A 22,299-nucleotide genomic window follows, 5' to 3' on the forward strand; every position below is an offset into this window, starting at 1 on the left:
GAGCCGTTTGATGCAAGCGGACAAACCAAGTCGGATTTAATTGACCATGACGCAGCCCCTCACCAGACGGGATCGAATAGCTGAAATTCTCCAGCGGGAACTGGCGCCGAGCGTGCTTGAAATTCAGGATGACAGTGCCCGTCATGCCCATCATGCTGGAGCAAAAGCTTTGGGAAGTACGGGAGAAACGCATTTCAATGTCGCCATCACCAGTGCGAAGTTTGACGGATTGAACCGGATTGCCCGGCATCGCTTGGTGAACGGATTGCTGGCGGGAGAGTTTGAAACAGGGCTTCATGCCCTGTCTCTTGTTCTGCACGGAGAAGCTACTCCATGAAGCGTGCACTTCTAGCTCTTCTTTTTCTGTCTGGCTGCGCCACGAGTGGGTACGGGCATCTCCCTGCAGACCAGCAGGCAGACGTTCATAGAATTGAAACCTACATGAACGGTGTGACCGGGATGCAGGCGTCTTTCAATCAGACTGGCCCTGATAATGGGGTCAGTGCCGGACGATTCGTTTACATGCCCGGGCATCTGCGACTTGATTACGTGACGCCTCACACAATGGAACTTGTGGCCGGGGATGGTCATCTGGTTCTGGATGATATGGATAGCGGGGCTGTGACCCATCTGTCCCTGAAGAGGAACCCCTTGGGGCTCCTGCTTCATTATCCGATTCGGTTTGACCGTGGGATTCAGGTGACTGACGTGCGGCGCGGGCAGGGATCGCTTCAGGTTTCGGTTGCTGAGGCGGACAACCCTTCCCAAGGGCTGTTGACGCTCCAATTCTCCGATACGGGTGGAAAACTGCTGCTTATTGGTCTGCAGGGTGTGGATGCCCGGCAGAATCATTTCAGCGTATCTCTAGGAAATGTAGTGGAGGGGGTAGCAGTAACCCCTACCGTTTTTACTCCTCCCGGGGGATAGAGCCGAAATGCGCTGGCCAAGATGCGGCTAGCGCACGATCCAGTTCTTCCATGGAAAGAGCCGGGTTGAAGCGCCTGAGGCTGGTGACGCCGAATTCCCGTATTCCGCAGGGAACGATGCCGTCAAAGTCATCAAGGGCTGGATCAAGGTTGATCGAGACGCCGTGCCAGCTGACCCATCGGCTGACCCGGATACCAAGCGCAGCGATCTTGGCTTCCTCGCCTGTAAGAGGATCAAAGGCCCAGACGCCGATGCGTCCTTCTCTCGTAAAAGCCGTTACACCGAGGTGTTTGAGGGTCTCAATAAGCCAGGTTTCAAGTCCTTTGACGAAAGCGCGAAGATCCTTGGGGGGTATCGTGCCGTTTTGGTGGCTGAGATTCAGGAGAACGTAAGCCAATCTCTGACCTGGCCCATGATACGTCCACTGACCGCCACGGCCTGCCTCATAAGTAGGATAGTGATGTGGATTATAGAGATCCTGCTGCTTTGCGGATGTTCCGGCCGTAAAGACGGGGGGGTGCTCTACAAGCCAGACAACGGGATCGGCTGTTCCCTCGTGGATTTGGCGCGAGCGAGTGGCCATGAAGTTCAGAGCATCAGGGTACGGCGTTAGCCCGTCGGATTTTTTCCACAAAATTTCTTCATAAATATCGTTTCTGGTCATTGCTCTCGTTTCAGGCATCAGCTATATCGCCCCTCACCGGACGGTCTTGCACTACACAAGACGGTTTGTCACGGGGCGGCCGTGGCGGAATGGTAGACGCGCAAGCTTGAGGTGCTTGTGGGGGCAACCCCGTGGAAGTTCGAGTCTTCTCGGCCGCACCATCACTCTTCTGAAGTGATGGAAAAAATCTCGAAAATAAAAAATAAAACTCACCCTGAATGCCAAAGTTAAGGCATCAGTGTGATGTTTTTCTGTCTGTGCCATTTTGTTGCCAGACTGCTCATCCACAGTTATGCCTAACGATGTTTTCATCTGAACGCTGTTTGCCTTCGAGGCAGTGGTCAAATGATGTCTTGGCTGATGTGTGAGGTTTCGTGATCAAGCCCTTAAAAAAAGCAGTCCTTCCCGTTGCAGGACTAGGAACGCGTTTCCTTCCCGCTACTAAGGCGATGCCGAAGGAAATGCTTCCTGTCGTCGACAAGCCTCTGATTCAGTACGCTATCGACGAAGCCCGTGAAGCTGGCATCGAAGAGTTCTGTCTTGTTACGGGGCGTGGCAAAGACAGCCTGATCGATTATTTCGATATTGCTTACGAGCTTGAAGCGACGCTGAGAGAGCGTGGAAAGAAAAGTGCGCTTGAAGCCCTTCAGCCAAGCAGCGTTCAGGCGGGTTCTCTCGTCGCTGTGCGTCAGCAGGAGCCGCTGGGATTGGGACACGCAATCTGGTGTGCTCGTTCTTTCATTGGGGACGACCCTTTCGCTATTCTGCTGCCAGATGACATTGTAAAGAGCGGCCGTAGCTGTGTTGCTCAGCTGGTGGATGCGTACAACCAGACCGGCGGCAACGTTGTCGCTGTTACGGAAGTGCCGCGTGAGCACACGAACCGTTATGGCATTCTTGATGTCGGTGCCGACGACGGCAAACTGGTTGAGGTGAAGGGGCTGGTTGAAAAGCCAAACCCTGAAGATGCCCCCTCCAACCTGTCCATCATTGGACGCTACGTTCTGACGGCTGATGTGATGAAGCATCTTGCCAAGCTAGAGCGCGGTGCCGGTAACGAAGTGCAGCTTACGGATGCCATGGCCAAGATGATTGGGCATGTTCCGTTCCATGGATTGCGTTACGAAGGCACACGTTACGACTGTGGTGACAAGGCGGGCTTCCTGGAAGCACAGATCGCGTTCTCTATTGATCGTCCTGATCTTGGGGATGCGGTTAAGGCGTTTCTTAAAAAGTATGTCGACGCCGTTTGATCTTTAGAACACAGCATTATTGCCTGATGGTAGTGCTGATTTAAGAAGGAAGAGCTTTATCATTAAACGATAAAGCTCTTTTTTTTTGCCCTCATGACGGACGGCTATCACAGAATCTTCGCAGCGGGGTTTTGGCGAAAATGCTGGGCAACAATGCGCCTCTCATGTCATGAAGGGTGTCATGTCCATGCCATTTCAGTCTTTTTTAGAGCCAGGTCAGATTGTTCAGCATCCTGATTTTCCTGAGTGGGGATGGGGGCAGGTGCAATCTGCAATCGGCGAGCGTGTTACGGTCAATTTTCAGAATGAGGGTAAAATTCTGATTGATGCGTCACGTGTGGAGCTGAAATTGGTTAAAGGCTGATCTCAGCCTTTGATCCGCTCTTTATTCGCGAAGTATAGCCGCAACGCCCTGAACGTCCTGCTTCCTCCAGTTTGCGGAGTATGTGGAGCAGACGTCGTGACGAATGGTGCTTTCTGTTCCGATTGTTTTTCTGCAGCTCGGAGGATTATTTTTCCATGCTGTGAAAAATGTGGCGTTTCGCTCTCTAATGAGGCCTTCGGGGGTACACGAAATATCTGTGTATCCTGTCAGTTGCGTCCTCCGGTCTGGCGGTCTGCACGGGCTGCCTTTGAGTATGATGACTGGTCCAGGCGGCTTATTCTTCCCCTGAAATATTCTGATCGGACCGAGAACGCACATATCCTTGTGCAGGAAATGTCTCGCGCAGGATGTGTCTTGCTGGATCAAGCGACCCTTCTGATCCCCGTTCCAATGCATCGGACCAAGCTGTGGCGACGACGATATAATCAGGCCGCTCTACTGGCGCATGGTTTATCCCGCAGAAGTGGCGTTCCCGTGCTTGCTGATGGTCTTGAGAGGCGCCGGGCAACCAGGCCACTGGCGCGTTTATCTGCCAAGGAGCGTCAAAGGGAAATCGCTGACACGATTGTTGTGCGCGCCGGGCGGAAAAAACGAATTGAAGGGCAGGCCGTTCTTCTGGTGGACGATGTTCTGACGACAGGTGCAACTGCTTCTGTTTGCACTGGCGCCCTTTTGAAGGCCGGGGCATTGTCGGTGGATATTCTTGTTGCAGCGCGGACCTGCAAAGGCGATGAACAGGACGTTCCGTATCCCGAGGAGTAAGAACTTTATGTCAAAAATCGAAATCTTTACCCAACCGGGATGCCCTTATTGTGTTCATGCTGTTGATCTTCTGAGATCAAAGGGTGTGGCGTTTAAGGAAATCAATGCGCCACATGGGACCCGTGAGCGTGAAGAATCCATCAGTCGCTCGGGCCGCAGGACTGTCCCTCAGGTGTTCGTAAATGGGCAGTCTCTAGGAGGATGTGATGATATCGTGGCTTTGGATCGGGCTGGGCGGCTTGATTCTCTGCTTGGCGGTGCCTGAATGCGCTGGGGACGGCTTCTTGCTGGCGCACTGCTCTGCACGATACCCTTCATGGGATATGCGGCAGCACCGGCAATCCCTCAGGCAACCTCCGAGCCTTCCGAGCTAGGCCTTTGGCTATCCGCGGGTAAAGACGGTGTGTTCTCTATCGAGCATTGCGGAAATGCCCTTTGCGGCAAGCTCGTCGGGATGGACTATGACGGGGAGATGCCGAAGGACGTTTGGGGCCGTGCAGAGTGCCATCTTTGGATTTTGACAGATTTTGTAGCAGCAGAAGACCAGAAATGGCGGGGTCACATCCTTGATCCACGAAGCGGACGTATCTATCAGGCATACATCTGGCTCTCCGAGCCAAATGTTCTAAAGCTGCGTGGCTTTGTTCTGGGAATGCCGCTTCTGGGGCAGACCGAGACCTGGACGCGATATACCGGAGGCTCATTTGGGCCACAGTGTAAGATGTCTCCGCAGCCTCACTGAGAAACTACAATGGTAGGCCATGTCTCTCTGATATGGTTTGCCAGAAACATGCAGACCAATTTCAGGTCTCTGCTTCTGCCGAACTGAAAGGACCGTGGAACCACTATGTCCCACCCTCTTTCCCGCCGCGATTTTGCGCTCGGGCTGGCTGCTGGTGCGGTTGGCGCCAGCGTGGCAGGCACGTCTTATGCCGCTGACGAACCGAAAATTATTCCCGTTCCCCCGCCACCGCCCAAGCCTGTTTCCAAGACGATATGTTTCGTCGGAGGATATACAAAACACGCGCCTCCAGGAGGAGCTGGAAACGGGCAGGGTATTGCGGTGTTCGAGATGGACCGCGAGTCAGGTGTTCTGACGCCGATCACCACCTACACTGACATTGCCAGCCCGTCTTTCATTACGCTTTCCGCAGATAATCGCTTTCTGTATGCCCTGAGTGAAATCGACGATTTCAACAAGGATGGTGACGGATCTGTCACGGCTTTCGCCGTTGATCAGAAGACCGGCTCTCTGCGTAAGCTCAATAGCGTTAGCTCTGGCGGGGCGGTCCCGGCCCATCTGAGTGTGCATCATTCTGGCCGTTATGTTCTGGTCGCGAATTATGTTGGCGGGTGCGTTGCGGTTCTGCCTATCCGTAGCGATGGGTCCTTGGGTGACGCGACGGATGTGGTCCATAATACCGGGCCGCGTCAGCCAGAGCGGGCATCCGATAATCCGCAGGGAAATTTTGCGGTTTCCGATCATTCCGGCTCTCATCCGCATATGATTCGTTCTGATCCAAGTGGACGCTTCGTGATTGCGGATGATGCGGGGCTGGATCGCGTCTATGTCTGGATGCTGAATCTGGCGACTGGAAAGCTGATTCCGGCAAAGACACCCTATTACGAGATGGAACCCGGCTCTGCGCCGCGTCACTTCGAGTTCAATCACTCTGGACGCATCATGTACAATCTGTGCGAGCAGAACTCGAAGATTGTTGTGTCCACTTTTGACCCGCTGACGGGTGCGATCACGAATATCCAGACGGTCAGCACTGTCACGCCGCATTTCCGTGGCTCGACGCTGGCTGCGGAAATTCTGATTTCGGCCAGCGGCAAGTATGTCTACGCGTCCAACCGCCTGGGCGATTCGCTGGCTGTGTTCGCGATTGCTGCGGATGGAACGCTGTCCCTGCAGGATGAAGTCTGGATGCATGCCGATTATGGCCGCGCCATGATGTTCGATCCGTCCGGGACGTTCCTGTTCTGCGCCAACCAGCGTTCGGATGCGGTGACGTCCTTCAAGGTGGACAAGAACACCGGGCAGCTTGCGTTTACTGAAAACTTTACGCCTGTCGGTAGCCCGACGACGTTTGCGTTCATGAACACGCAGGTCTGACATTCAATGGAAAAGGCGCTCTTCGGAGCGCCTTTTTTGTTTCAGCCCTTCGTAAACATCGCGATGTAGTTCACGCCGGTGTCGCGCGTTGTGCGCCAGCGCGGGGGCAGGTAGCTCATGCCGGCAATGTCGGTCATGCGCAGACCGGCGTTACGCGCCATGGCTGCCAGTTCTTCCGGCTTGATGAATTTCTTCCAGTCATGTGTTCCGACAGGCAGCATACGCAGAAGGTATTCTGCTCCCAGCTTTGCCATAGCGAATGAACGCGGTGTGCGGCTCATCGTGGACACTGCAACCATGCCTCCCGGTCGGGTCAGGGTTGCGAGCATGTGCAGAAAATCCTGCGGATCGTTGACGTGTTCGATAACTTCCAGAGCTGAAACAACGTCGAATTCTGCACCTTCCTCGACCAGGTCTTCCGCGCTGCCATTACGATAAGTCAGATGTGCGGCACTCGGTGGTAGTGGGTAGGTAGCCTGATGGGCACGGGCGGCTTCGATCCCGTCCGGGCTTGCATCAAGGCCGAGTGTCTCGAACCCCAGCTTTGCAAAAGCTTCGCTGGCGAGGCCTGCGCCGCAGCCAATATCGAGCAGGGAAAGGCGTTTTCCTTCGGACGGCTTGAGAGAGATCGTTCGTGAAGCGACCCAGTCCGTTCGCAGGGGGTTCATGGCGTGCAAAGGGGCCATTGGGCCACGCGGATTCCACCAGTCCTTGGCCAGCGCACTGAAATGGGCGATTTCGGAATCGGAAACGGAAGAGCGATGTGAGGTGCTTCCGGAAACGGTTTCTGAGGCCATCAGAACTGTCCTTCTGTGTGCCCGCATGATGCCGTCGGCTGGACGCGGCGTGGCGAGACGAGTATGTGGACCGGCAGAGTCTGTTCAGAAGACCGGCCGGCAAATCTGTTTTGTGCCGTATCCGATGCCAGACCCGAGCGCGCAACGCCAGACACGTACTGGAGCCTTATCCGCGATGTCCATGTCCGATACTCCCGTTCACGACCAGGTTTCCGGTCGTGCCGATACTCTTTCCATGTCTGTGGATAGCGGGAAACGGAAAACGATCGTCATGAAATTCGGCGGTACGTCCGTCGGAACAATTGAACGCATCCGGGTCGTTGCGCAGCGGGTCAAGGCCGAGCATGCGCAGGGGCGTCGGGTGGCTGTTGTTGTGTCGGCCATGGCGGGTGTGACCAATCAAATGGTTGGATACTGCGCCGAGTTGGACCCGCTGGCAGATCCAAAGGAATATGATGCCGTTGTCGCGTCTGGTGAACAGGTCACGAGTGGTCTTGTGGCTATCGCGCTACAGGCACTAGGCGTTCCGGCACGCTCTTTTCAGGGCTGGCAGATCCCGCTTGTGACGGATGACGCGCACGGCAAAGCGTCCATTGATGGTGTTGATGGCACGGAACTGCTGAAATGTCTTGATAATGGCATTGTGCCGGTTATTGCCGGCTTCCAAGGGATTGGGCCGGATAACCGGATTGCCACACTTGGGCGTGGCGGATCAGACACATCTGCTGTAGCGATTGCCGCGGCGATCCATGCGGATCAATGCGACATCTATACGGATGTTGATGGAATTTATACGACGGACCCGCGTATCGTGAAACGCGCGCGGAAGCTGGATCGCATCACGTATGAAGAGATGCTTGAACTCGCTTCCGTAGGCGCCAAGGTACTTCAGACCCGCAGTGTCGGGCTGGCGATGCGTGAAGGGGTCCGTGTACGTGTGCTGTCGTCATTCTCCGAGACGGACGATGACAGTGGGTCGATTGTGGTGGATGAGGACGAGATCGTGGAGAAGGAACTGGTTGCGGGCATTGCCAGCTCGCATGATGAAGCAAAGCTCTCCGTTCGGGGTATTCCGGACCGTCCGGGCATCGCGGCCGCCATCTTCGGACCTCTGGCTGCGGCAAACATCAATGTGGACATGATCGTGCAGAGCACGGGCGTTGACCGCATGACGAACATGACCTTCACGGTCGGCAAAAGCGATGAGGCTGCTGCCCGCGCTGTTCTGGAAAGTGCTCATGGCATCATCCAGTATGGCGAGCTTGAGACGTCCCACAATGTGGTGAAGATCAGCGTCGTGGGTGTTGGTATGCGTTCGAATGCCGGGCTTGCTGCGACCATGTTCGCTACGCTGGCGGAACGTGGGATCAATGTGCAGGTGATTTCCACCAGTGAAATCAAGATCTCCGTCCTGATTGATTCGGAATACAAAGAGCTTGCGATGCGTGCACTGCACACCGCGTACGGGCTGGACAAGAAAGAGGAACCCTCTACGTGAGTGCAATGACGGACGCCCGCGAGACCCTGAACCGCCTCTGGAAGCCGGGATGTGACTTCCTGGGCAGCGAGGTCGCCATTCTTGGCGGCGCGATGTCCTGGGTGAGCGAGCGAAATCTTGTTTCCGCCATTTCCAATGCTGGCGGTTTCGGTGTGATTGCCTGCGGTGCCATGACGCCGGAGCGCCTTGAGGAAGAAATTGTTGCCACGCAGGCTCTGACGAAGCGCCCGTTTGGTGTGAACCTCATCACCATGCATCCGGCACTCGAGCAGCTTGTGGATGTGTGTCTTGCGCACAACGTGTCCCATATTGTTCTGGCTGGTGGTGTGCCGACGAGTGCCATCATCAAGCGTGTTCGTGATGGCGGAGCCCGTGCGATCGGTTTCGCGCCTGCGCTGGCACTGGGCAAGCGTCTGGTGAAGCTGGGTATTGAAGCGCTCATTATCGAGGGTTCGGAAGCTGGTGGTCATGTCGGACCGGTTTCCCTGACGGTTCTGGCGCAGGAAATCCTGCCGCACATCAAGGACGTTCCTGTCTTTGTTGCTGGTGGTCTGGGCCGTGGTGATGCCATCGTCTCCTACCTTGAGCAGGGCGCTTCCGGTGCGCAGCTTGGAACGATCTTTGCTGCGTCTGAAGAGAGCATCGCGCACGAGAACTTCAAGAAGGCGTTCCTGCGGGCCAATGCCCGTGACGCTGTGACATCCGTGCAGCTTGATGAGCAGTTTCCGGTCATTCCGGTTCGTGGTCTTGCCAATGCTGGAAGCCGTGGCTTCCTGAAGCATCAGGCAGAGACGATCCGTACGTTCCAGAGCGGTGGTGTCAGCAAGGAAGATGCTCAGCTCTCCATCGAGCATTTCTGGGCTGGTGCGCTTCGTCGTGCCGTAATCGAGGGTGACGTCGAGAACGGGTCTGTCATGGCTGGCCAGTCTGTTGGTATGGTCAAGGAAGTCCGTCCGGTTTCCGAAATCATTGCCACACTCGTTGAGCAGGCTGTCGAAGCCATTGCGAAGCGGGAAGATCGCGTTCACGCTTCTGCCTGATCAGGTTTTATCAGCCATGTCTCCTCCCTCCGACCGTCCGATGCCGCTTCGCTCAGACCAGCCCAGTGTTGGCACGATTCTGCGTACGCGACGGGAAGAGTTGGGATGGCAGATAGATGACGTTGCGCAGTGGCTGCGCATCCGGTCGCGTCTGCTGGTTGCGCTTGAAACTGATGATCTCTCGTCTCTGCCAGGTGTGGCGTATGCTGTCGGCTTCCTGCGGACGTATGCCCACGCCATGCAGTTGGACGCAGATGGGTTGGTAGCCCGTTTCCGTCGAGAATATCGCGGGGTTGTCAATCGGAAGACGGATCTAGTCTTTCCGCAGCCTGAGGGTGAGCGCGGGCTGCCCATTGGTCTGCTGGTTGGAGCAGGGCTTGTTGTTGTCGTGGCGGCCTATGCTGGATGGTATCGGTTTGCCTCGCATGACAGTCCGGCAGATCGCCGCATTCCGGCTGTTGCGGAATTGATGCCAGGTGCTGCGACATCTGCGACTACGTCTCCTCAGGTCGCGTCTGTCATGCCCGGCAGGGCACCAACTCCCGATCCCTCTCTGCCGCATGATCCTCTTCCTGCGTCCGTCGCTCCTGTCGTGCCCGCTCCGGCGTCTCAGCCGGTTATTGCACCGACTGAGTCTGCGACGCCTGCAGTATCGCCAGCATCTCCCTCGCCGAGCGCAGAAGAGGATGATGCAGCGCCGAACAATACGGATCAGTTTGGCCCCGCTACAGATGTTCCTGCTGAAACTCCCGCTCCAGCTGTCCCCGTCGGGGCTGTTGTCGTGCGTCTGTTGGCGCCTGTCTGGATGCAGGTGAAGGACAAGGACGGTCATGTTCTTGTGTCTCGCGTGCTCAAGGCTGGCGAGAGCTGGCAGGGTGACGCTTCTGCAGCGCCGTTCCGCATGTCTTTCGGCAATGCGGGTGGTGTTGTCCTTTCGACAGATGGCTGCACGAGCGCGCCGCTTGGTCGTCAGGGTGAAGTGCGCCGGAATGTTGAAGTTACAGCGGATGCCATCCGCTCAGGTGCATTCGGCAATGGTGTTGCTCTCCCGGCACAGCCGTCTGCCGTGGTGGCTACTCCTTCCGAGCAAAGTGTTGACGGGTCGACTGCGGCCGCACCAGATGATTCGTCTGCGGCGCCTGCTGCGAAGCCTGTAATTCGTCGCCCTAAAAAAGCTCCTACGCCTTCCGCAGAAGTTTCTGCTGACGATCTGAATGCCCGGCAACTGGATCAATCGTCTCCATCGCATTAAACAGGGGGGTAACGCCCCTGACCCAAAGGACCCGGTTATCCCGGGCACGAAGAGGTAAATCATGAGCAGCTACCGCCCCTATCAGCACATCGAGCGTCGCAAGTCGCGCCAGATTCATGTCGGCAAGGTTGCGGTCGGTGGTGATGCGCCGATCTCCGTGCAGACCATGACCAATACCCTGACGTCTGACGCGCAGGCGACGATTGACCAGATCCGTCTCGCCGAACTGGCAGGTGTGGACATCGTTCGTGTGTCCTGTCCGGATGAAGCCAGCACGGCCGCTCTGAAGGAAATCGTTCATGAAGTGAACGTGCCGATCGTTGCGGACATTCACTTCCACTATAAACGCGCGATCGAAGCCGCGAAGGCTGGAGCGGCTTGCCTGCGTATTAATCCGGGCAATATCGGCAGTGCCGAGCGCGTGCGTGAAGTTGTGAACGCTGCCAAGGATTACGGCTGTTCCATCCGTATCGGCGTGAATGCTGGCTCGCTGGAAAAGCACCTTCTGGAAAAGTACGGTGAGCCTAACCCGGAAGCGCTGGTCGAAAGTGCTCTGGAGCACGCAAAGATCCTTCAGGACCATGATTTCCATGAGTTCAAGATCAGCGTGAAGGCGTCTGACGTGTTCATGGCGGTTGCCGCCTATCAGCAGCTTGCAGACTGCTGTGACCATCCGCTGCACATCGGCATCACGGAAGCTGGCTCCAAGCGTGCCGGTACGGTGAAGTCCTCCATTGGTCTGGGCAATCTGCTCTGGGCGGGCGTGGGTGACACCATGCGCGTTTCACTGTCTGCTGCACCGGAAGAAGAAGTGCTGGTGGGCTGGGACATTCTGAAGTCCCTTGGCCTGCGTCATCGTGGTGTGAAAATCATTTCCTGCCCATCCTGTGCGCGTCAGGGCTTCAACGTGGTTGAGACGGTCCAGACGCTGGAAGATCGCCTCCAGCACATCAAGACGCCACTGACGCTGTCCATCATCGGATGCGTTGTGAATGGTCCGGGTGAGGCCCTGATGACCGATATCGGTGTGACCGGCGGTGGCTCTGGTCGCCATATGGTCTATTCGGCTGGTCGTCAGGACCACACGATGCCGGCAGAAGACATGATCGAGCATATTGTGGATCTGGTTGAGACCAAGGTTGCCGCTATTGAGGCAGACAAGGCTCAGACAGAAGCTGAAGCAGCCAAGTTGTTGGACCCGGCGGCTCACTGATGTCAGGATTGCAGCCACCTCGCGGCACACACGACCTTATTGGCGACACGATGCGCCGTCACCACCATGTGGTGCAGACGGCCAGAGCTGTTTTGGAAACCTATGGCTTTGAAGAGTGGAGCACCCCCATCTTCGAAGATACGCGGGTTTTCTCGCGGACACTCGGGGAAACCTCCGATGTCGTCTCCAAGGAAATGTACACCTTTGAGGACCGGGGCGGCGAAAGCATTACGCTGCGTCCCGAGAACACAGCCTCAATCTGTCGTGCTCTTGTGACGAACGGCCTGACCCAGTCCTTACCTCAGAAGGCATTCTATCACGGGCCGATGTTCCGTTATGAGCGCCCGCAAAAGGGGCGTTATCGCCAGTTCCACCAGATTGGTGCGGAGTTGCTGGGCGCAGAAGGCCCTCTTCGAGACGCCGAAGTCATCACAATGGCCTACGACATTCTGAAAGCGCTTGGTCTTTCAGAACATGTTGTTCTGGAAATCAACACGCTCGGGGATATTGCGTCCCGACAGGCGTGGCGTGAGGCTCTGGTGGGGTATTTCCGTCAGCACGCAGATGCGCTTTCTGAAGAAAGCCGAGTGCGTCTTGAGGTAAACCCGCTGCGAATTCTGGACAGCAAGTCCGAGCAGGATCGTGCGCTACTGGCCGATGCACCGGCATTTGCGGATTATCTGAACGATGAGTCTCGTAAATTCTGGGACGACCTGCGGTCTTACCTGACGGCATTTGGCGTGAAGTTTGTCGAGAACCCGCGGATTGTGCGTGGCCTTGATTATTACAGCCACACGGCCTTCGAGTTTGTGACGACGAAGCTGGGTGCTCAAGGCACTGTTCTGGCTGGGGGACGCTACGAAGGTCTGGTTGAGCAGATGGGCGGTCCTGCTGTTCCTGCAATTGGCTGGGCCGGTGGTATTGAGCGTCTTGCCCTGCTGCTTGAGGACGCGCCTGCTGTTCCTGCTGGAATTGCAATTGTTCCTATGGGAGACGAGGCTCTTCTCAAAGGTGCTGCGATTGCCCGCTCACTGCGCGAAGCGGGACTGCGTGCTGAAATTGAGACGCGTGGGAACATGAAGAAGCGCATGGAGCGCGTCGTGAAGTCCGGTGCATCTCATGCGGTTGTTCTGGGTGATGAAGAAATTGCGCGCGATGTCGTGCAGCTTCGTGATCTGGGAACGCGTGATCAGCAGGAGGTATCTGTTGCGGATCTGGTTCAGGCACTGAAGGGCGCCTGACACGTGGCATTTGACGACAGGCTTGAGCGAATTGTTGCGCGGTCGGAGGAAATTCAGGCTCTGATGTCCGCAGGTGAGGCGACGGGGGAAGAGTTCACGCGTCTCTCACGGGAGTATGCAGAACTCGAGCCTGTCGTTGCTTCAATCCGGGCCTGGCAGGACGCCGACACACAGCGCGATGGAGCCAAAGCTCTTCTTTCTGACCCGGAGATGAAGGAACTGGCTCAGGCTGAGCTGGAAGAGATTGAAGCCCAGATTCCTGAACTGGAGCACAATCTCCGACTCGCTCTTCTTCCTAAAGATGCAGCGGATGAACGCAGTGCTATTCTGGAAATTCGTCCGGCGGCAGGTGGTGACGAGGCAGGGCTTTTTGCCGCCCAGCTTTTCGATGCCTATCGCCGATTTTCGGAGCAGAATGGCTGGCGTTTTGAAGTCATGGAATACGCCGAGAATGAAGTTGCAGGTCTGAAAGATGGCATGGCGACAATTTCCGGCCGTTCCGTGTTTGCTCGCCTGAAGTATGAGTCTGGCGTGCATCGCGTACAGCGCGTCCCAGCGACTGAAAGCCAAGGGCGCATTCATACGTCCACGGTGACGGTTGCTGTTCTGCCAGAAGCAGAGGAAGTGGACGTCACGATCAATGACGACGATCTGCGGATTGACGTTTATCGTGCGTCGGGTGCGGGTGGGCAGCACGTCAACAAGACGGAAAGTGCCGTTCGCATTACGCATATTCCTACTGGCGTCGTAGTGGCGATGCAGGAAGAAAAGAGCCAGCACAAGAACCGTGCCAAGGCTATGAAAATCCTCCGTGCACGTCTGTATGAGCGGCAGCGTTCGGCAGCACATGAATCCCGTGCCGCGGATCGACGCTCTCAGGTTGGAACAGGGGACCGGTCAGAGCGGATTCGGACGTATAACTTCCCGCAGGGGCGTGTGACGGACCACCGCATCAATCTGACGCTCTACAAGATCGAACGCATCATGGCGGGCGAGTTTGATGAGATTATCGATGCGCTGACACGTGAAGAACAGACAGAGCTTCTGGCAGCTGAGGGCTTTTAAAGCCTCAGCTGCTGGGAACTGCGCAAACAGCAGCCCGTCCATGCCGATGAGTGGCGACGGATGGATCGTTGTAATCTACTAAAAAAAAGTCTGTGAAATTATTGCTTCCGACTGCATCCAGGGCATGGTCTTGCGGGCTATGAAGCTGTCCGTCGCTGCTGACCTGATGCGTTTCCTGATGTCCGTTGTGCATGATGGTGATTTCGCCGCACAGGGCGTAGTCAACATCGTTGCGTCCGGCAGGCAGCGTGATGGTCTGCGTTTCTCGCGATTTGGATAAGCCAAGGCGGAAGGTCGCCACCAGGTTACCGTTCAGGTAAAGGCGAGAGACTTCGGAGATTTCTTCAGGAGCACGTTCATCGGTGACGGTGAAGGTGCCAGGAAGTTCAGACTGGGCGCTGGCTGAATGCAGGGCGCATCCCAGAAGAAGGACCGAGAAGAAAAATGCACGTTTGGACTTCATGATCACAGGTATAGCAGGTTCACTGACAAAATGACTGCAAAAGATGACATTCTTCAGCGTGCAGCAGTGGTCTTGCAGCAGGCTGGACTTGAAGATCCTCGTCGTGAAGCCCGATTGCTGCTGTCCTGGGCCACGCAGCGTGATCTGGCTGGATTGTTCGCTCTGAACGTTCTTTCGGAAGATGAAGCGAATCGCTTTGAGGCGGCTGTTCAGCGGCGGGCGTCTCGCGAACCTCTGGCTTTCATCACGGGTGAAACAGGGTTCTGGACTCTTGATGTCTTTACGTCACCCGAGACGCTGATTCCACGGGGAGACAGTGAAGCTCTGATTGAAGCGCTCCTGATCGTTCGGCCGGACAAGGCGGAGGCTCTCACCATGCTAGACCTTGGAACGGGGACAGGGTGCCTGCTGTTGTCCGCGCTTTCAGAATATTCCCGGGCATGGGGGGTAGGCGTTGATCTTGCACCTGGCGCGGCACTTCTGGCCCAGCGGAATGCGGCTCGGAACGGATTGGAAAAACGCAGTGCGTTTTTGGCAGGGAACTGGGATTCTGCCCTGAACGGGCAGTTTGATGTCGTGATTTCCAATCCGCCCTATATCGAGAGTGCTGACGTGCCCGACCTGATGCCGGAGGTCTCGCGTTATGAGCCCGCCCGGGCGCTGGATGGAGGAACGGACGGCCTGGATGCCTATCGGTTGTTGTGTGACGCGTTACCCCGACTGCTTGTTCCGGGGGGACATGCCATTCTGGAAATGGGCATCGGGCAGATCGATGCTGTATCCGAACTGGGGAGCCGGCGAGGGCTGAAAGAGGTCGCGCGGCATGATGATCTGGGGGGCATTGCACGCGCTCTTGTTCTGCAGCGGACAGAAAACTGAGGAAAGACGTTGGCTTAAGGGCCGAGAGTTGGTATGACCCAAAAGCTACGTTTTGGAGTGAAAGCCGTAATGGCGGTTTTTTYCTCACGGAGTTGCTCCTGTTGGCCGTCTTTCAGTAAGCCGGTAACAGATGAGAAGGCTGGCCAGTGTCCAGCCACAGCGAGATAGACAGACGTCTTTTCGACAGCGGCGGATGCATCCTTCTGCAAGGGCAGAAGAGGGGCCCGCCATCAGGAAAGTGCATCACGGGTCGATGAATATGAAGCGTATAAGAGGCCGGCATCATCGTGCAGGCGGCGGGACACCACGCACAAGTAGTTCCCAGACCCCTCTGAACCGCAACCATGTGTTTGACAGCAATGGCCCGGACCTCAGAATTCGCGGAACTGCTCAGCAGCTTTTCGAGAAGTATCTCCAGCTTGGTCGGGATGCCACCGGAACCGGGGACCGTATTCTTGCGGAAGCCTATTTCCAGCATGCCGAGCACTATTTCCGCATTCTGAATGCGATGAATCAGGCGGCCCAGCAGAGTCAGCAGGAGCGCAACGAGCGTCAGGCGCAGCGTCAGCGCGCTTATGAAGATCGTCGTGAGCCACATGGCGAAGAAAATTATCAGGGCGGGGACCGTGAAGGTGGCGAACAGCCTTCCTTCGAGGCCCAGCGGCCTCAGGACGCTTCAGCCGACGCTGAATAAGATTTGAAAAAGAGCCGGTCCTGAAAAGGGCCGGCTCTTTTTTATATCCGCCCTACAAACCGTTCGGGGAGGTGCCAGAGCTCGGTTCCATTGATGTGGAGGTCGAGCCGGTACTGGTCATGATCGCGGTCAATTGCGCTTTGTTCGACCGCATGACGCCAGTTCTTTAGCCGCTGGTCCTGCTGATCGAATGTTGGGTGGACAATCGGGAGGCCTGCCATGTTGCGGAGCATGTTCTCCCAGTCCTGATCAAGGAGGCGCTGGTGCTGGCCGGCATTTTCTGAGCTCCAGGGCTGCGTTCGAGTTCGGTTCAGACGCCTGAGGCCTGAGGCAAGGTCTGCGTAACGCAGGTGGAAAAGAAATAGCGGTGCTGTCAGTTGAGGGCTGACTTCTTTGCAACAATGAAAGCCAGGAGCCCACGTCACCGCGGCGCGGATGAGTACAGGCTTACACATCGCACTCGAAAATCGTAAATGCTGCCTCTGGATTGAAACCGGCCGACTATAATCGAAGTCAGTCTCGCTGTTGGGCAGATGGATGACATCCAGCCCCGTGGCTGTGACGACAGGGCTACTATTGGCGACGGCAAAATGGGTGAGGGACGGGTACATGGCAGGATCTGCCAAGAGAAGCTCATCCACATCACTGTAAATGACGCTGTCATACCATTCGAGAAGACTGGCACAGAATGCGCCAACGGCACGTGTGCGTCGTTCGTCATCCTGAGGAGAGCGTGGAATTCGGATCCTGTTGACCTGACCGAGATGATCCGTCGATCCGTCATTGGAGCCATGGTCAATAACGTAACATGACGCTTCGCCGACCTGAGCGCCATAATGCCGACGCCAGATCTGAAGATGTTCTGGTTCATTATAGGCCATGGTGACGACGGCAAGAGGCTTCTTGATCATGTCAACATGATACAAAAATGCTTTCAGATCAGATACCTGAAAGATTTTTATTTAATTTTAGGAAAATATGGATGGTAGCGGTGGACGGATTTGAACCGCCGACCAAGGGATTATGATTCCCCTGCTCTACCACTGAGCTACACCGCCATCCCACCGGGTAACCCGGCGTTGAGGCGGGTTTTTAAGGGGGATCTGTTGGTGTGTCAACACGTTATCAAAAGGAAAATGCAGGATTTTAGTCACCGCATTTTTCACAATGGCCATATCTGTTATGGTTTTCTGAATCCCTCAATTCCCTCTTGATATGGAGCTTCCTGCCTAGTGACGCAGCACTTCGTCAGCACGCTGTTTGCCGTAAGGTCTTATTTTACGTGGCTTCCGGCAGCCGTTGTTTCTGTTCTGATGCTCGCGGTCGTGGGTATTCTAGCTTTTTATTGCGGTAATCTCGTAACGTCCCTGACGTTGCGGATCCCCGGCTCCCGAAGTGGTGCCCTGATCCGCCGGATCGTGGCTGCGCTTCGGCGTCCAACACGGATTATGATCGCACTGCTTGCGATGATTGCGGCTTTGCCTGCCGTGACAGGCTTTGCCTACGAGACTGAACAGAACCTCAGACTCTTTTTCCTGTTCCTGCTGGTTCTGACGTTTGGCTTCTCTGCCATTATCGTTTTCCGGATCATGACGGAAGCGTATCTCAATCGGCTTTCTTCAAGAGAACAGACCGACGACATCATGATCCGTACGCACCAGACGCAGATCCGCGTTCTGAGGCGGCTGACGGAAATCATGGTGGGCATTGTGACCGTGGCGTCTGCCCTTATGCTGTTCCCGTCCGTGAAACAGTATGGTGTGTCGCTCTTTGCTTCGGCTGGAGCCGCATCACTGATTGTGGGTCTTTCTGCGCGTGGCTTGCTGACCAATCTGATTGCAGGCGTGCAGATTGCCGTGACCCAGCCCATTCGTATGGAAGATCTCGTCATCATCAATGGTGACTGGTGCTGGGTTGAGGAAATCAACGCGACATATGTTGTGCTGCGGGTGTGGGACTGGCGCCGTCACATTGTGCCTATCTCTTACTTCCTGGAGAACCAGTTCGAAAACTGGACGCATAATTCTGCGGCGATCATCGGTGTTGTGTTCCTATGGCTCGATTATGAGGCGCCAATGGATCGCATCCGGGAGATGCTCAATGAGATCATCCGCACATGCCCACTCTGGGACGGCAAGGTTTTTGATGCGCAGGTGGCGGACTGTAACTCTCAGGTGATGTCGATCCGTATTATCGCCAGTGCGCGCAATGCTCTTCAGAGCTGGGATCTACGGTGTGATATCCGGGAAAAGATTATCGCACGGATCAGGGAAGAATGTCCGGAGGCTCTGCCGCGGGCACGTTTTGCCATGATGCCACCCCGGCCGGGGGCTGAGGCTTGGCCAAGCGAGCTTTTGTCTCCAAAGATCGATCGGCCGCCGCCGGGAAGTTATATGGGCCCTGGAACACCGGGGTCCTGAGACAGAAACCATCGCTTCGGCGGTGGTTTTTTCTTTTGAGAGACGTAATCGCTCTGCATCTGGCGGGATCAGCTTATGGCTGTTACGTCGGACTTGAGTGTTTCTGGTTGAAGCATGAATGCCGGATCTTGTGCAGGACTGAAGAAAATATGTCGGAACATCCTCAGACCATTCAGATCTTTCTTCCTTCCGGTGATCCTCAGGGTATTCGTACAGCAGCCATCACAACGCGCATTGTGCAGGTTGTTGAAATTCCACGAGTGCGTCTTGAGTCCTTTTTGGCGATGCCTGAAGCAGGGTTCGTCGGGGTTTATGTTCTTTTCGGCGAGAATGAACAGACTTCCGCACCCATGGGTTATATTGGGCAAACGGGAAATCTGGGCGCGCGCTTGAAGCAGCACAATGAGAAGAAGGATTTCTGGAACCGAGCCGTCGTGGCATTGTCTTTGACGCAGAGCCTGACGCTCACGCATGCTTACTATCTGGAATGGCTGTCCATCAGTCGCGCAGCGCAAGCTCAGCGCTTTGAGCTGGATAACGGTACGATCGGTACCAAGCCGCATACGCCACCAGCGATGGAAGCCGAATGCCGGGAAATCTTTGAAACATTCGATATTTTGCTGGCGACGCTGGGCTATCCGCTCTTTGATCCATTGATCAGGGCTCGTGTTGTTCAAACTCCAGTCATCACTCCGCATGACACCTATAATCCTGTGGCATCGGAAGATGCGGAACAGGAATTTTATTGCAGAGCAGGGGGGGTGAACGGCCGAGCCCGTTACACTGAGGAAGGGCTTGTTGTTCTTGCGGGATCGTACGGAAGAACAGAGGTTTCCGAGGCATTTCTGAAAAACGGATATTACCAGAAGCGTCAGGAGTTGATTGATCAGGGCGTTCTTCGTGTGGAAGGAGAGCGTGTCATCTATACGCGTGACACGCTTTACAAGTCTCCTAGTTCATCAGCCGCCTATTTGCTCGGACGATCTGCCAATGGATGGTCTGAATGGAAGAATGGTACTGGGCAGTCCCTTGGCGAAGCACTGGGACGCTACGGCTCTACGGAAGAAAGCGCTGCTGTTTAAACGCTGTTCTTCCGTAGGGTGTGATTTTCAACCTGCCATTGTGGAATTGCGACGTCCGTAAAAGACGTATGTGACGACGCCAAGAATGACGTAGCTCGTTAGCAGGATGATCGGCACAGGATTTCCATTGGCAACGGAGTGAATCATGTCCGTGACGAGCGGAATGGTCATGAACAGGCAGAAAATGATGCCGAGGAGTGGTGTGATGCCAATCCAGAAACCACGGATCCGAAAGCCTCCCAGAGGGACACTGAAGGGGCGTTGAATGTCCGGGCGTGTGTTCCGCTGCCAGATGACTGTGAAGCAGACGATGCCAAAGGCTGCGGCTGTACCGATTGAGACCAGATCACTGATGATGTCGATGGGAAGTGTTGCCGTCATAATGGCAACGATGATTCCCAGAACGATCGTTCCCAGCCACGGCGTACGAAAGCTAGGGTGCACTTTTCCAAACAGAGAAGGGATCAAACCATCCCGGCTCATCGTCAGGAGCACGCGCGACTGGGCATACATCAGCCCCATCAGAACTGAGCATAGACCAATGGTTGCGCCAACATTGATGAAGATCGACAGCCAGGGGGTGTTCATGGCGCGGACTGCGATGGCCAGTGGGTCCGGGACATCAAGCTCCCGATAAGGCACGATCCCCAGAAGCACGGCGGCAACGATAATATAGACAATCGTGCAGATCAGCAGGCTACCGATAATTCCAATGGGGACATCACGTGTTGGGTTTTTGGCTTCCGCTGAAGCGGTTGAGACCGCCTCAAACCCGACATAAGCGAAGAAGATGATCGACGCTGCCCGGAAGATCCCTTTGACCCCATAGTGAAAGCCACCCTCGCTGGGCGGAATGAAGGGATGCCAGTTTGCCGGGTGAATGGCATGGATGCCGAAGGCAACGAACAAACCAAGAACACCAACCTTCAGGATAACGATCAGCGTATTAACGCGGGCAGATTCCTCAATGCCACGCACCAAGAGGCCGGTTACCATAAAGACGGCCGTCAGGCCGATAAGATCCAGTCGCCAGCCAGCGCTAATGGCTGTGCCATCCGAACCAGGGACAGGCTGCAACGTCGCCTGAGTAAGGCTGGAAGGAATATGGATACCAAAGACGGCAAGGAGAGACGACGCATAACCGGACAGTCCGGCGGCGACGGCTGCACAGGAAATTCCGTATTCCAGAAGGAGCAGCCACCCCACGATCCAGGCCACTTTCTCGCCCATGGAGATGTAGGCGTAGGAGTATGCGGAGCCAGAGACCGGGAGCGTGGATGAAAGCTCACCATACGAGAAAGCGGTGAAGAGGCAGGCGAGGGCGGCCACCACGAACGAAACAAGAACAGAGGGGCCAGCATATTCGGCAGCAGCCGTTCCCGTCATGACGTAAATACCGGCGCCAATGGTGGAGCCGACACCTAGAAGAATAAGTTGCGTCGCTGTGAGGCTACGCTTCAATCCATGCGCCTCATTCTCGGACATGATCTGTTCGAGACTCTTTCGACGGGCAGCCGTGGCTGAGGCGGATGGGCTGGATTGTATCGGAAGTGGCATGATCCCTAATCTGCCGGGAAAAGCGGCGTCTGGAAAGGTTTATAGAACGATGAGAACGCCTGCCAGCAGACCGGCAGCAATGCAGTAGATGCCGAAAGGCTTGAGAGCCCATTCGTCATGATTGCGGAAAAAGCGCAACATCAGGAGAGAACAGATCAGAGCTGTGATCCCGGCAGCGATGGCCCCCACGACGCATTGAAACATCACGTCGTGGGCAATCGTCATATGCCGCATCTGCCAGCCTTCCTTGACGGTCGCTGCCAGAACGACTGGCTGGGCCATGAGCAGCGAGAAACGGGCGGCGGTGCCGTGATCCAGTCCGCGCAGAAGACCGCCATTCATGGTGGCGCCTGAACGCGACAGACCAGGGAACAGGGCAAGACACTGCCAGAACCCGATAATCAGAGCATCCTTGGGAGACAGGGAAGAAATCGGACGGTGATCCGCCTGTCCGCGCTGTCTGCGGAGCCATTCCGTGACCAGAAGCAGCAGGCCATTCAGAACCAGAAAGCCTGCGACGGCCAGAGGTGCCCCGAAGATGGAGCGCAGGCTATGTTCAAAAAGCCCACCGAAGATGACGGCCGGGATGGTCGCAATGACGAGAAGACCAAAAACCCGAATCGATTCAAGCTGGTTGTATCGGCCGTGCAGACCGAGCATCCCGCGAAGGATGGCCATCCAGTCGCGCCAGAAGACGCCGGCCAGAGCCACAAGGGTTCCGACGTGCAGCATTGTCAGGAATGGCAGGAACATTTCCGAATGTTCGTCCAGGTTCCAGTGAAGGATACCGGGCAGCAGAACGGCATGGCCGAGGCTACTGACTGGAAAGGGCTCAGTAATGCCCTGAACGATGGCGAGAATGATGGCCTGAAAAAGCGTCATGGAGCCTGCACGGATGGGCGGAAAAGGAAGTCACTTGCCTGATGGCGCGAAGGGACGCAACCTTGACCGTGCTGTGGGGGAAGACTAACTCGCCAGCTTACCGGGT

Annotated in this window: 24 protein-coding genes and 2 tRNA genes; 19 read left to right on the forward strand and 7 right to left on the reverse strand. The window is 55.8% G+C overall.

Annotated elements, in window-relative coordinates:
• Positions 1-46: 46 nt before the first annotated feature.
• The gene (locus KP702_RS07675) at positions 47-337 is read left to right on the forward strand and encodes a BolA family transcriptional regulator (RefSeq protein ID WP_202207370.1); all 291 of its coding nucleotides are present in this window, start codon (positions 47-49) and stop codon (positions 335-337) included.
• On the forward strand, positions 334-927 hold the full coding sequence (locus tag KP702_RS07680) for an outer membrane lipoprotein carrier protein LolA (RefSeq protein WP_202207371.1): 594 nt from the start codon (positions 334-336) through the stop codon (positions 925-927). Before KP702_RS07675 ends, KP702_RS07680 begins: the two co-directional genes overlap by 4 nt.
• Here KP702_RS07680 and lipB read toward each other — a convergent pair.
• Positions 908-1,591, reverse strand: coding sequence for a lipoyl(octanoyl) transferase LipB (lipB, locus tag KP702_RS07685; protein WP_202207372.1), 684 nt, complete (start codon positions 1,589-1,591; stop codon positions 908-910). The two genes, KP702_RS07680 and lipB, sit on opposite strands and share 20 nt — an antisense overlap.
• Before the next feature lie 75 nt (positions 1,592-1,666).
• Here lipB and KP702_RS07690 point away from each other — a divergent pair.
• The 7 genes from KP702_RS07690 (at position 1,667) to KP702_RS07720 (ending at position 6,110) form a co-directional block, all read left to right on the forward strand.
• Positions 1,667-1,752: transfer RNA gene (locus KP702_RS07690), tRNA-Leu, on the forward strand.
• Between the two features lie 213 nt (positions 1,753-1,965).
• Positions 1,966-2,844, forward strand: coding sequence for a UTP--glucose-1-phosphate uridylyltransferase GalU (gene galU, locus KP702_RS07695; protein WP_202207373.1), 879 nt, complete (start codon positions 1,966-1,968; stop codon positions 2,842-2,844).
• Positions 2,845-3,025: 181 nt separating this feature from the next.
• On the forward strand, positions 3,026-3,208 hold the full coding sequence (locus tag KP702_RS07700) for a DUF3553 domain-containing protein (RefSeq protein ID WP_202207374.1): 183 nt from the start codon (positions 3,026-3,028) through the stop codon (positions 3,206-3,208).
• A gap of 9 nt (positions 3,209-3,217) precedes the next feature.
• Positions 3,218-3,991, forward strand: a complete 774-nt coding sequence (locus KP702_RS07705) for a ComF family protein (RefSeq protein WP_256445514.1) — start codon at positions 3,218-3,220, stop codon at positions 3,989-3,991.
• A gap of 7 nt (positions 3,992-3,998) precedes the next feature.
• Positions 3,999-4,256 (forward strand): glutaredoxin 3, encoded by a 258-nt coding sequence (gene grxC, locus KP702_RS07710; RefSeq protein WP_202207376.1) that lies wholly within the window; start codon positions 3,999-4,001, stop codon positions 4,254-4,256.
• Complete coding sequence (locus KP702_RS07715) at positions 4,257-4,733, forward strand: DUF2147 domain-containing protein (RefSeq protein WP_202207377.1); 477 nt, start codon at positions 4,257-4,259, stop codon at positions 4,731-4,733. It begins immediately after the preceding gene.
• A 105-nt stretch (positions 4,734-4,838) separates the two neighbouring features.
• Positions 4,839-6,110, forward strand: a complete 1,272-nt coding sequence (locus KP702_RS07720) for a lactonase family protein (RefSeq protein WP_202207378.1) — start codon at positions 4,839-4,841, stop codon at positions 6,108-6,110.
• Between the two features lie 41 nt (positions 6,111-6,151).
• Here the strand turns inward: KP702_RS07720 and ubiG are convergent, their stop codons facing one another.
• Positions 6,152-6,907 (reverse strand): bifunctional 2-polyprenyl-6-hydroxyphenol methylase/3-demethylubiquinol 3-O-methyltransferase UbiG, encoded by a 756-nt coding sequence (ubiG, locus tag KP702_RS07725; RefSeq protein WP_215768740.1) that lies wholly within the window; start codon positions 6,905-6,907, stop codon positions 6,152-6,154.
• 175 nt (positions 6,908-7,082) lie between these two features.
• Between ubiG and KP702_RS07730 the strand changes: the two genes are divergently transcribed.
• The 6 genes from KP702_RS07730 to prfA all read left to right on the forward strand — a co-directional run bounded on the left by KP702_RS07730 (position 7,083) and on the right by prfA (position 14,216).
• Entirely contained in the window at positions 7,083-8,405 is a 1,323-nt protein-coding gene (locus tag KP702_RS07730) for an aspartate kinase (protein WP_202207380.1), read from the forward strand.
• A 5-nt stretch (positions 8,406-8,410) separates the two neighbouring features.
• On the forward strand, positions 8,411-9,445 hold the full coding sequence (locus KP702_RS07735; RefSeq protein WP_215767000.1) for a nitronate monooxygenase family protein: 1,035 nt from the start codon (positions 8,411-8,413) through the stop codon (positions 9,443-9,445).
• A 16-nt stretch (positions 9,446-9,461) separates the two neighbouring features.
• Positions 9,462-10,697 (forward strand): helix-turn-helix domain-containing protein, encoded by a 1,236-nt coding sequence (locus KP702_RS07740; RefSeq protein ID WP_202207381.1) that lies wholly within the window; start codon positions 9,462-9,464, stop codon positions 10,695-10,697.
• A 61-nt stretch (positions 10,698-10,758) separates the two neighbouring features.
• Positions 10,759-11,910 (forward strand): flavodoxin-dependent (E)-4-hydroxy-3-methylbut-2-enyl-diphosphate synthase, encoded by a 1,152-nt coding sequence (gene ispG, locus KP702_RS07745; protein ID WP_046901473.1) that lies wholly within the window; start codon positions 10,759-10,761, stop codon positions 11,908-11,910.
• Positions 11,910-13,151: a histidine--tRNA ligase gene (gene hisS / locus KP702_RS07750; RefSeq protein ID WP_202207382.1), complete on the forward strand. Its 1,242-nt coding sequence runs from the start codon at positions 11,910-11,912 to the stop codon at positions 13,149-13,151. The genes ispG and hisS overlap by 1 nt, the downstream gene beginning before the upstream one ends.
• A 3-nt stretch (positions 13,152-13,154) precedes the next feature.
• Positions 13,155-14,216 carry a peptide chain release factor 1 gene (prfA, locus tag KP702_RS07755; protein ID WP_099212338.1) on the forward strand — a complete coding sequence of 354 codons (1,062 nt, stop codon included), beginning with the start codon at positions 13,155-13,157 and terminating at the stop codon, positions 14,214-14,216.
• Between the two features lie 4 nt (positions 14,217-14,220).
• On the opposite strand, the gene KP702_RS07760 is transcribed toward prfA, so the two are convergent.
• Positions 14,221-14,679, reverse strand: coding sequence for a hypothetical protein (locus tag KP702_RS07760; RefSeq protein ID WP_064273185.1), 459 nt, complete (start codon positions 14,677-14,679; stop codon positions 14,221-14,223).
• 30 nt (positions 14,680-14,709) lie between these two features.
• Between KP702_RS07760 and prmC the strand changes: the two genes are divergently transcribed.
• A complete protein-coding gene (gene prmC / locus KP702_RS07765) occupies positions 14,710-15,558 on the forward strand; it encodes a peptide chain release factor N(5)-glutamine methyltransferase (protein ID WP_215768741.1) in 849 nt (282 codons plus the stop codon).
• Between the two features lie 259 nt (positions 15,559-15,817).
• Positions 15,818-16,252 (forward strand): DUF4167 domain-containing protein, encoded by a 435-nt coding sequence (locus KP702_RS07770; protein WP_373321848.1) that lies wholly within the window; start codon positions 15,818-15,820, stop codon positions 16,250-16,252.
• A gap of 41 nt (positions 16,253-16,293) precedes the next feature.
• Here the strand turns inward: KP702_RS07770 and KP702_RS07775 are convergent, their stop codons facing one another.
• Positions 16,294-17,163 carry a glycosyltransferase family 2 protein gene (locus KP702_RS07775; RefSeq protein ID WP_202207384.1) on the reverse strand — a complete coding sequence of 290 codons (870 nt, stop codon included), beginning with the start codon at positions 17,161-17,163 and terminating at the stop codon, positions 16,294-16,296.
• A 72-nt stretch (positions 17,164-17,235) separates the two neighbouring features.
• A tRNA-Met gene (locus tag KP702_RS07780) sits at positions 17,236-17,310 on the reverse strand.
• 174 nt (positions 17,311-17,484) lie between these two features.
• Here KP702_RS07780 and KP702_RS07785 point away from each other — a divergent pair.
• Both KP702_RS07785 and KP702_RS07790 read left to right on the forward strand, forming a co-directional pair.
• On the forward strand, positions 17,485-18,672 hold the full coding sequence (locus tag KP702_RS07785) for a mechanosensitive ion channel family protein (protein ID WP_202207385.1): 1,188 nt from the start codon (positions 17,485-17,487) through the stop codon (positions 18,670-18,672).
• Positions 18,673-18,821: 149 nt separating this feature from the next.
• Positions 18,822-19,754, forward strand: a complete 933-nt coding sequence (locus KP702_RS07790) for a GIY-YIG nuclease family protein (RefSeq protein ID WP_215768742.1) — start codon at positions 18,822-18,824, stop codon at positions 19,752-19,754.
• A gap of 27 nt (positions 19,755-19,781) precedes the next feature.
• Here the strand turns inward: KP702_RS07790 and KP702_RS07795 are convergent, their stop codons facing one another.
• Together KP702_RS07795 and KP702_RS07800 are read right to left on the reverse strand one after the other, a co-directional pair.
• Positions 19,782-21,311: an amino acid permease gene (locus KP702_RS07795; protein ID WP_202207387.1), complete on the reverse strand. Its 1,530-nt coding sequence runs from the start codon at positions 21,309-21,311 to the stop codon at positions 19,782-19,784.
• A gap of 39 nt (positions 21,312-21,350) precedes the next feature.
• Positions 21,351-22,193 (reverse strand): undecaprenyl-diphosphate phosphatase, encoded by an 843-nt coding sequence (locus KP702_RS07800; RefSeq protein WP_202207388.1) that lies wholly within the window; start codon positions 22,191-22,193, stop codon positions 21,351-21,353.
• Positions 22,194-22,299 lie beyond the last annotated feature (106 nt).

The sequence above is a fragment of the Gluconobacter sp. P5B12 genome (assembly GCF_018812035.1).
GTDB lineage: Bacteria > Pseudomonadota > Alphaproteobacteria > Acetobacterales > Acetobacteraceae > Gluconobacter.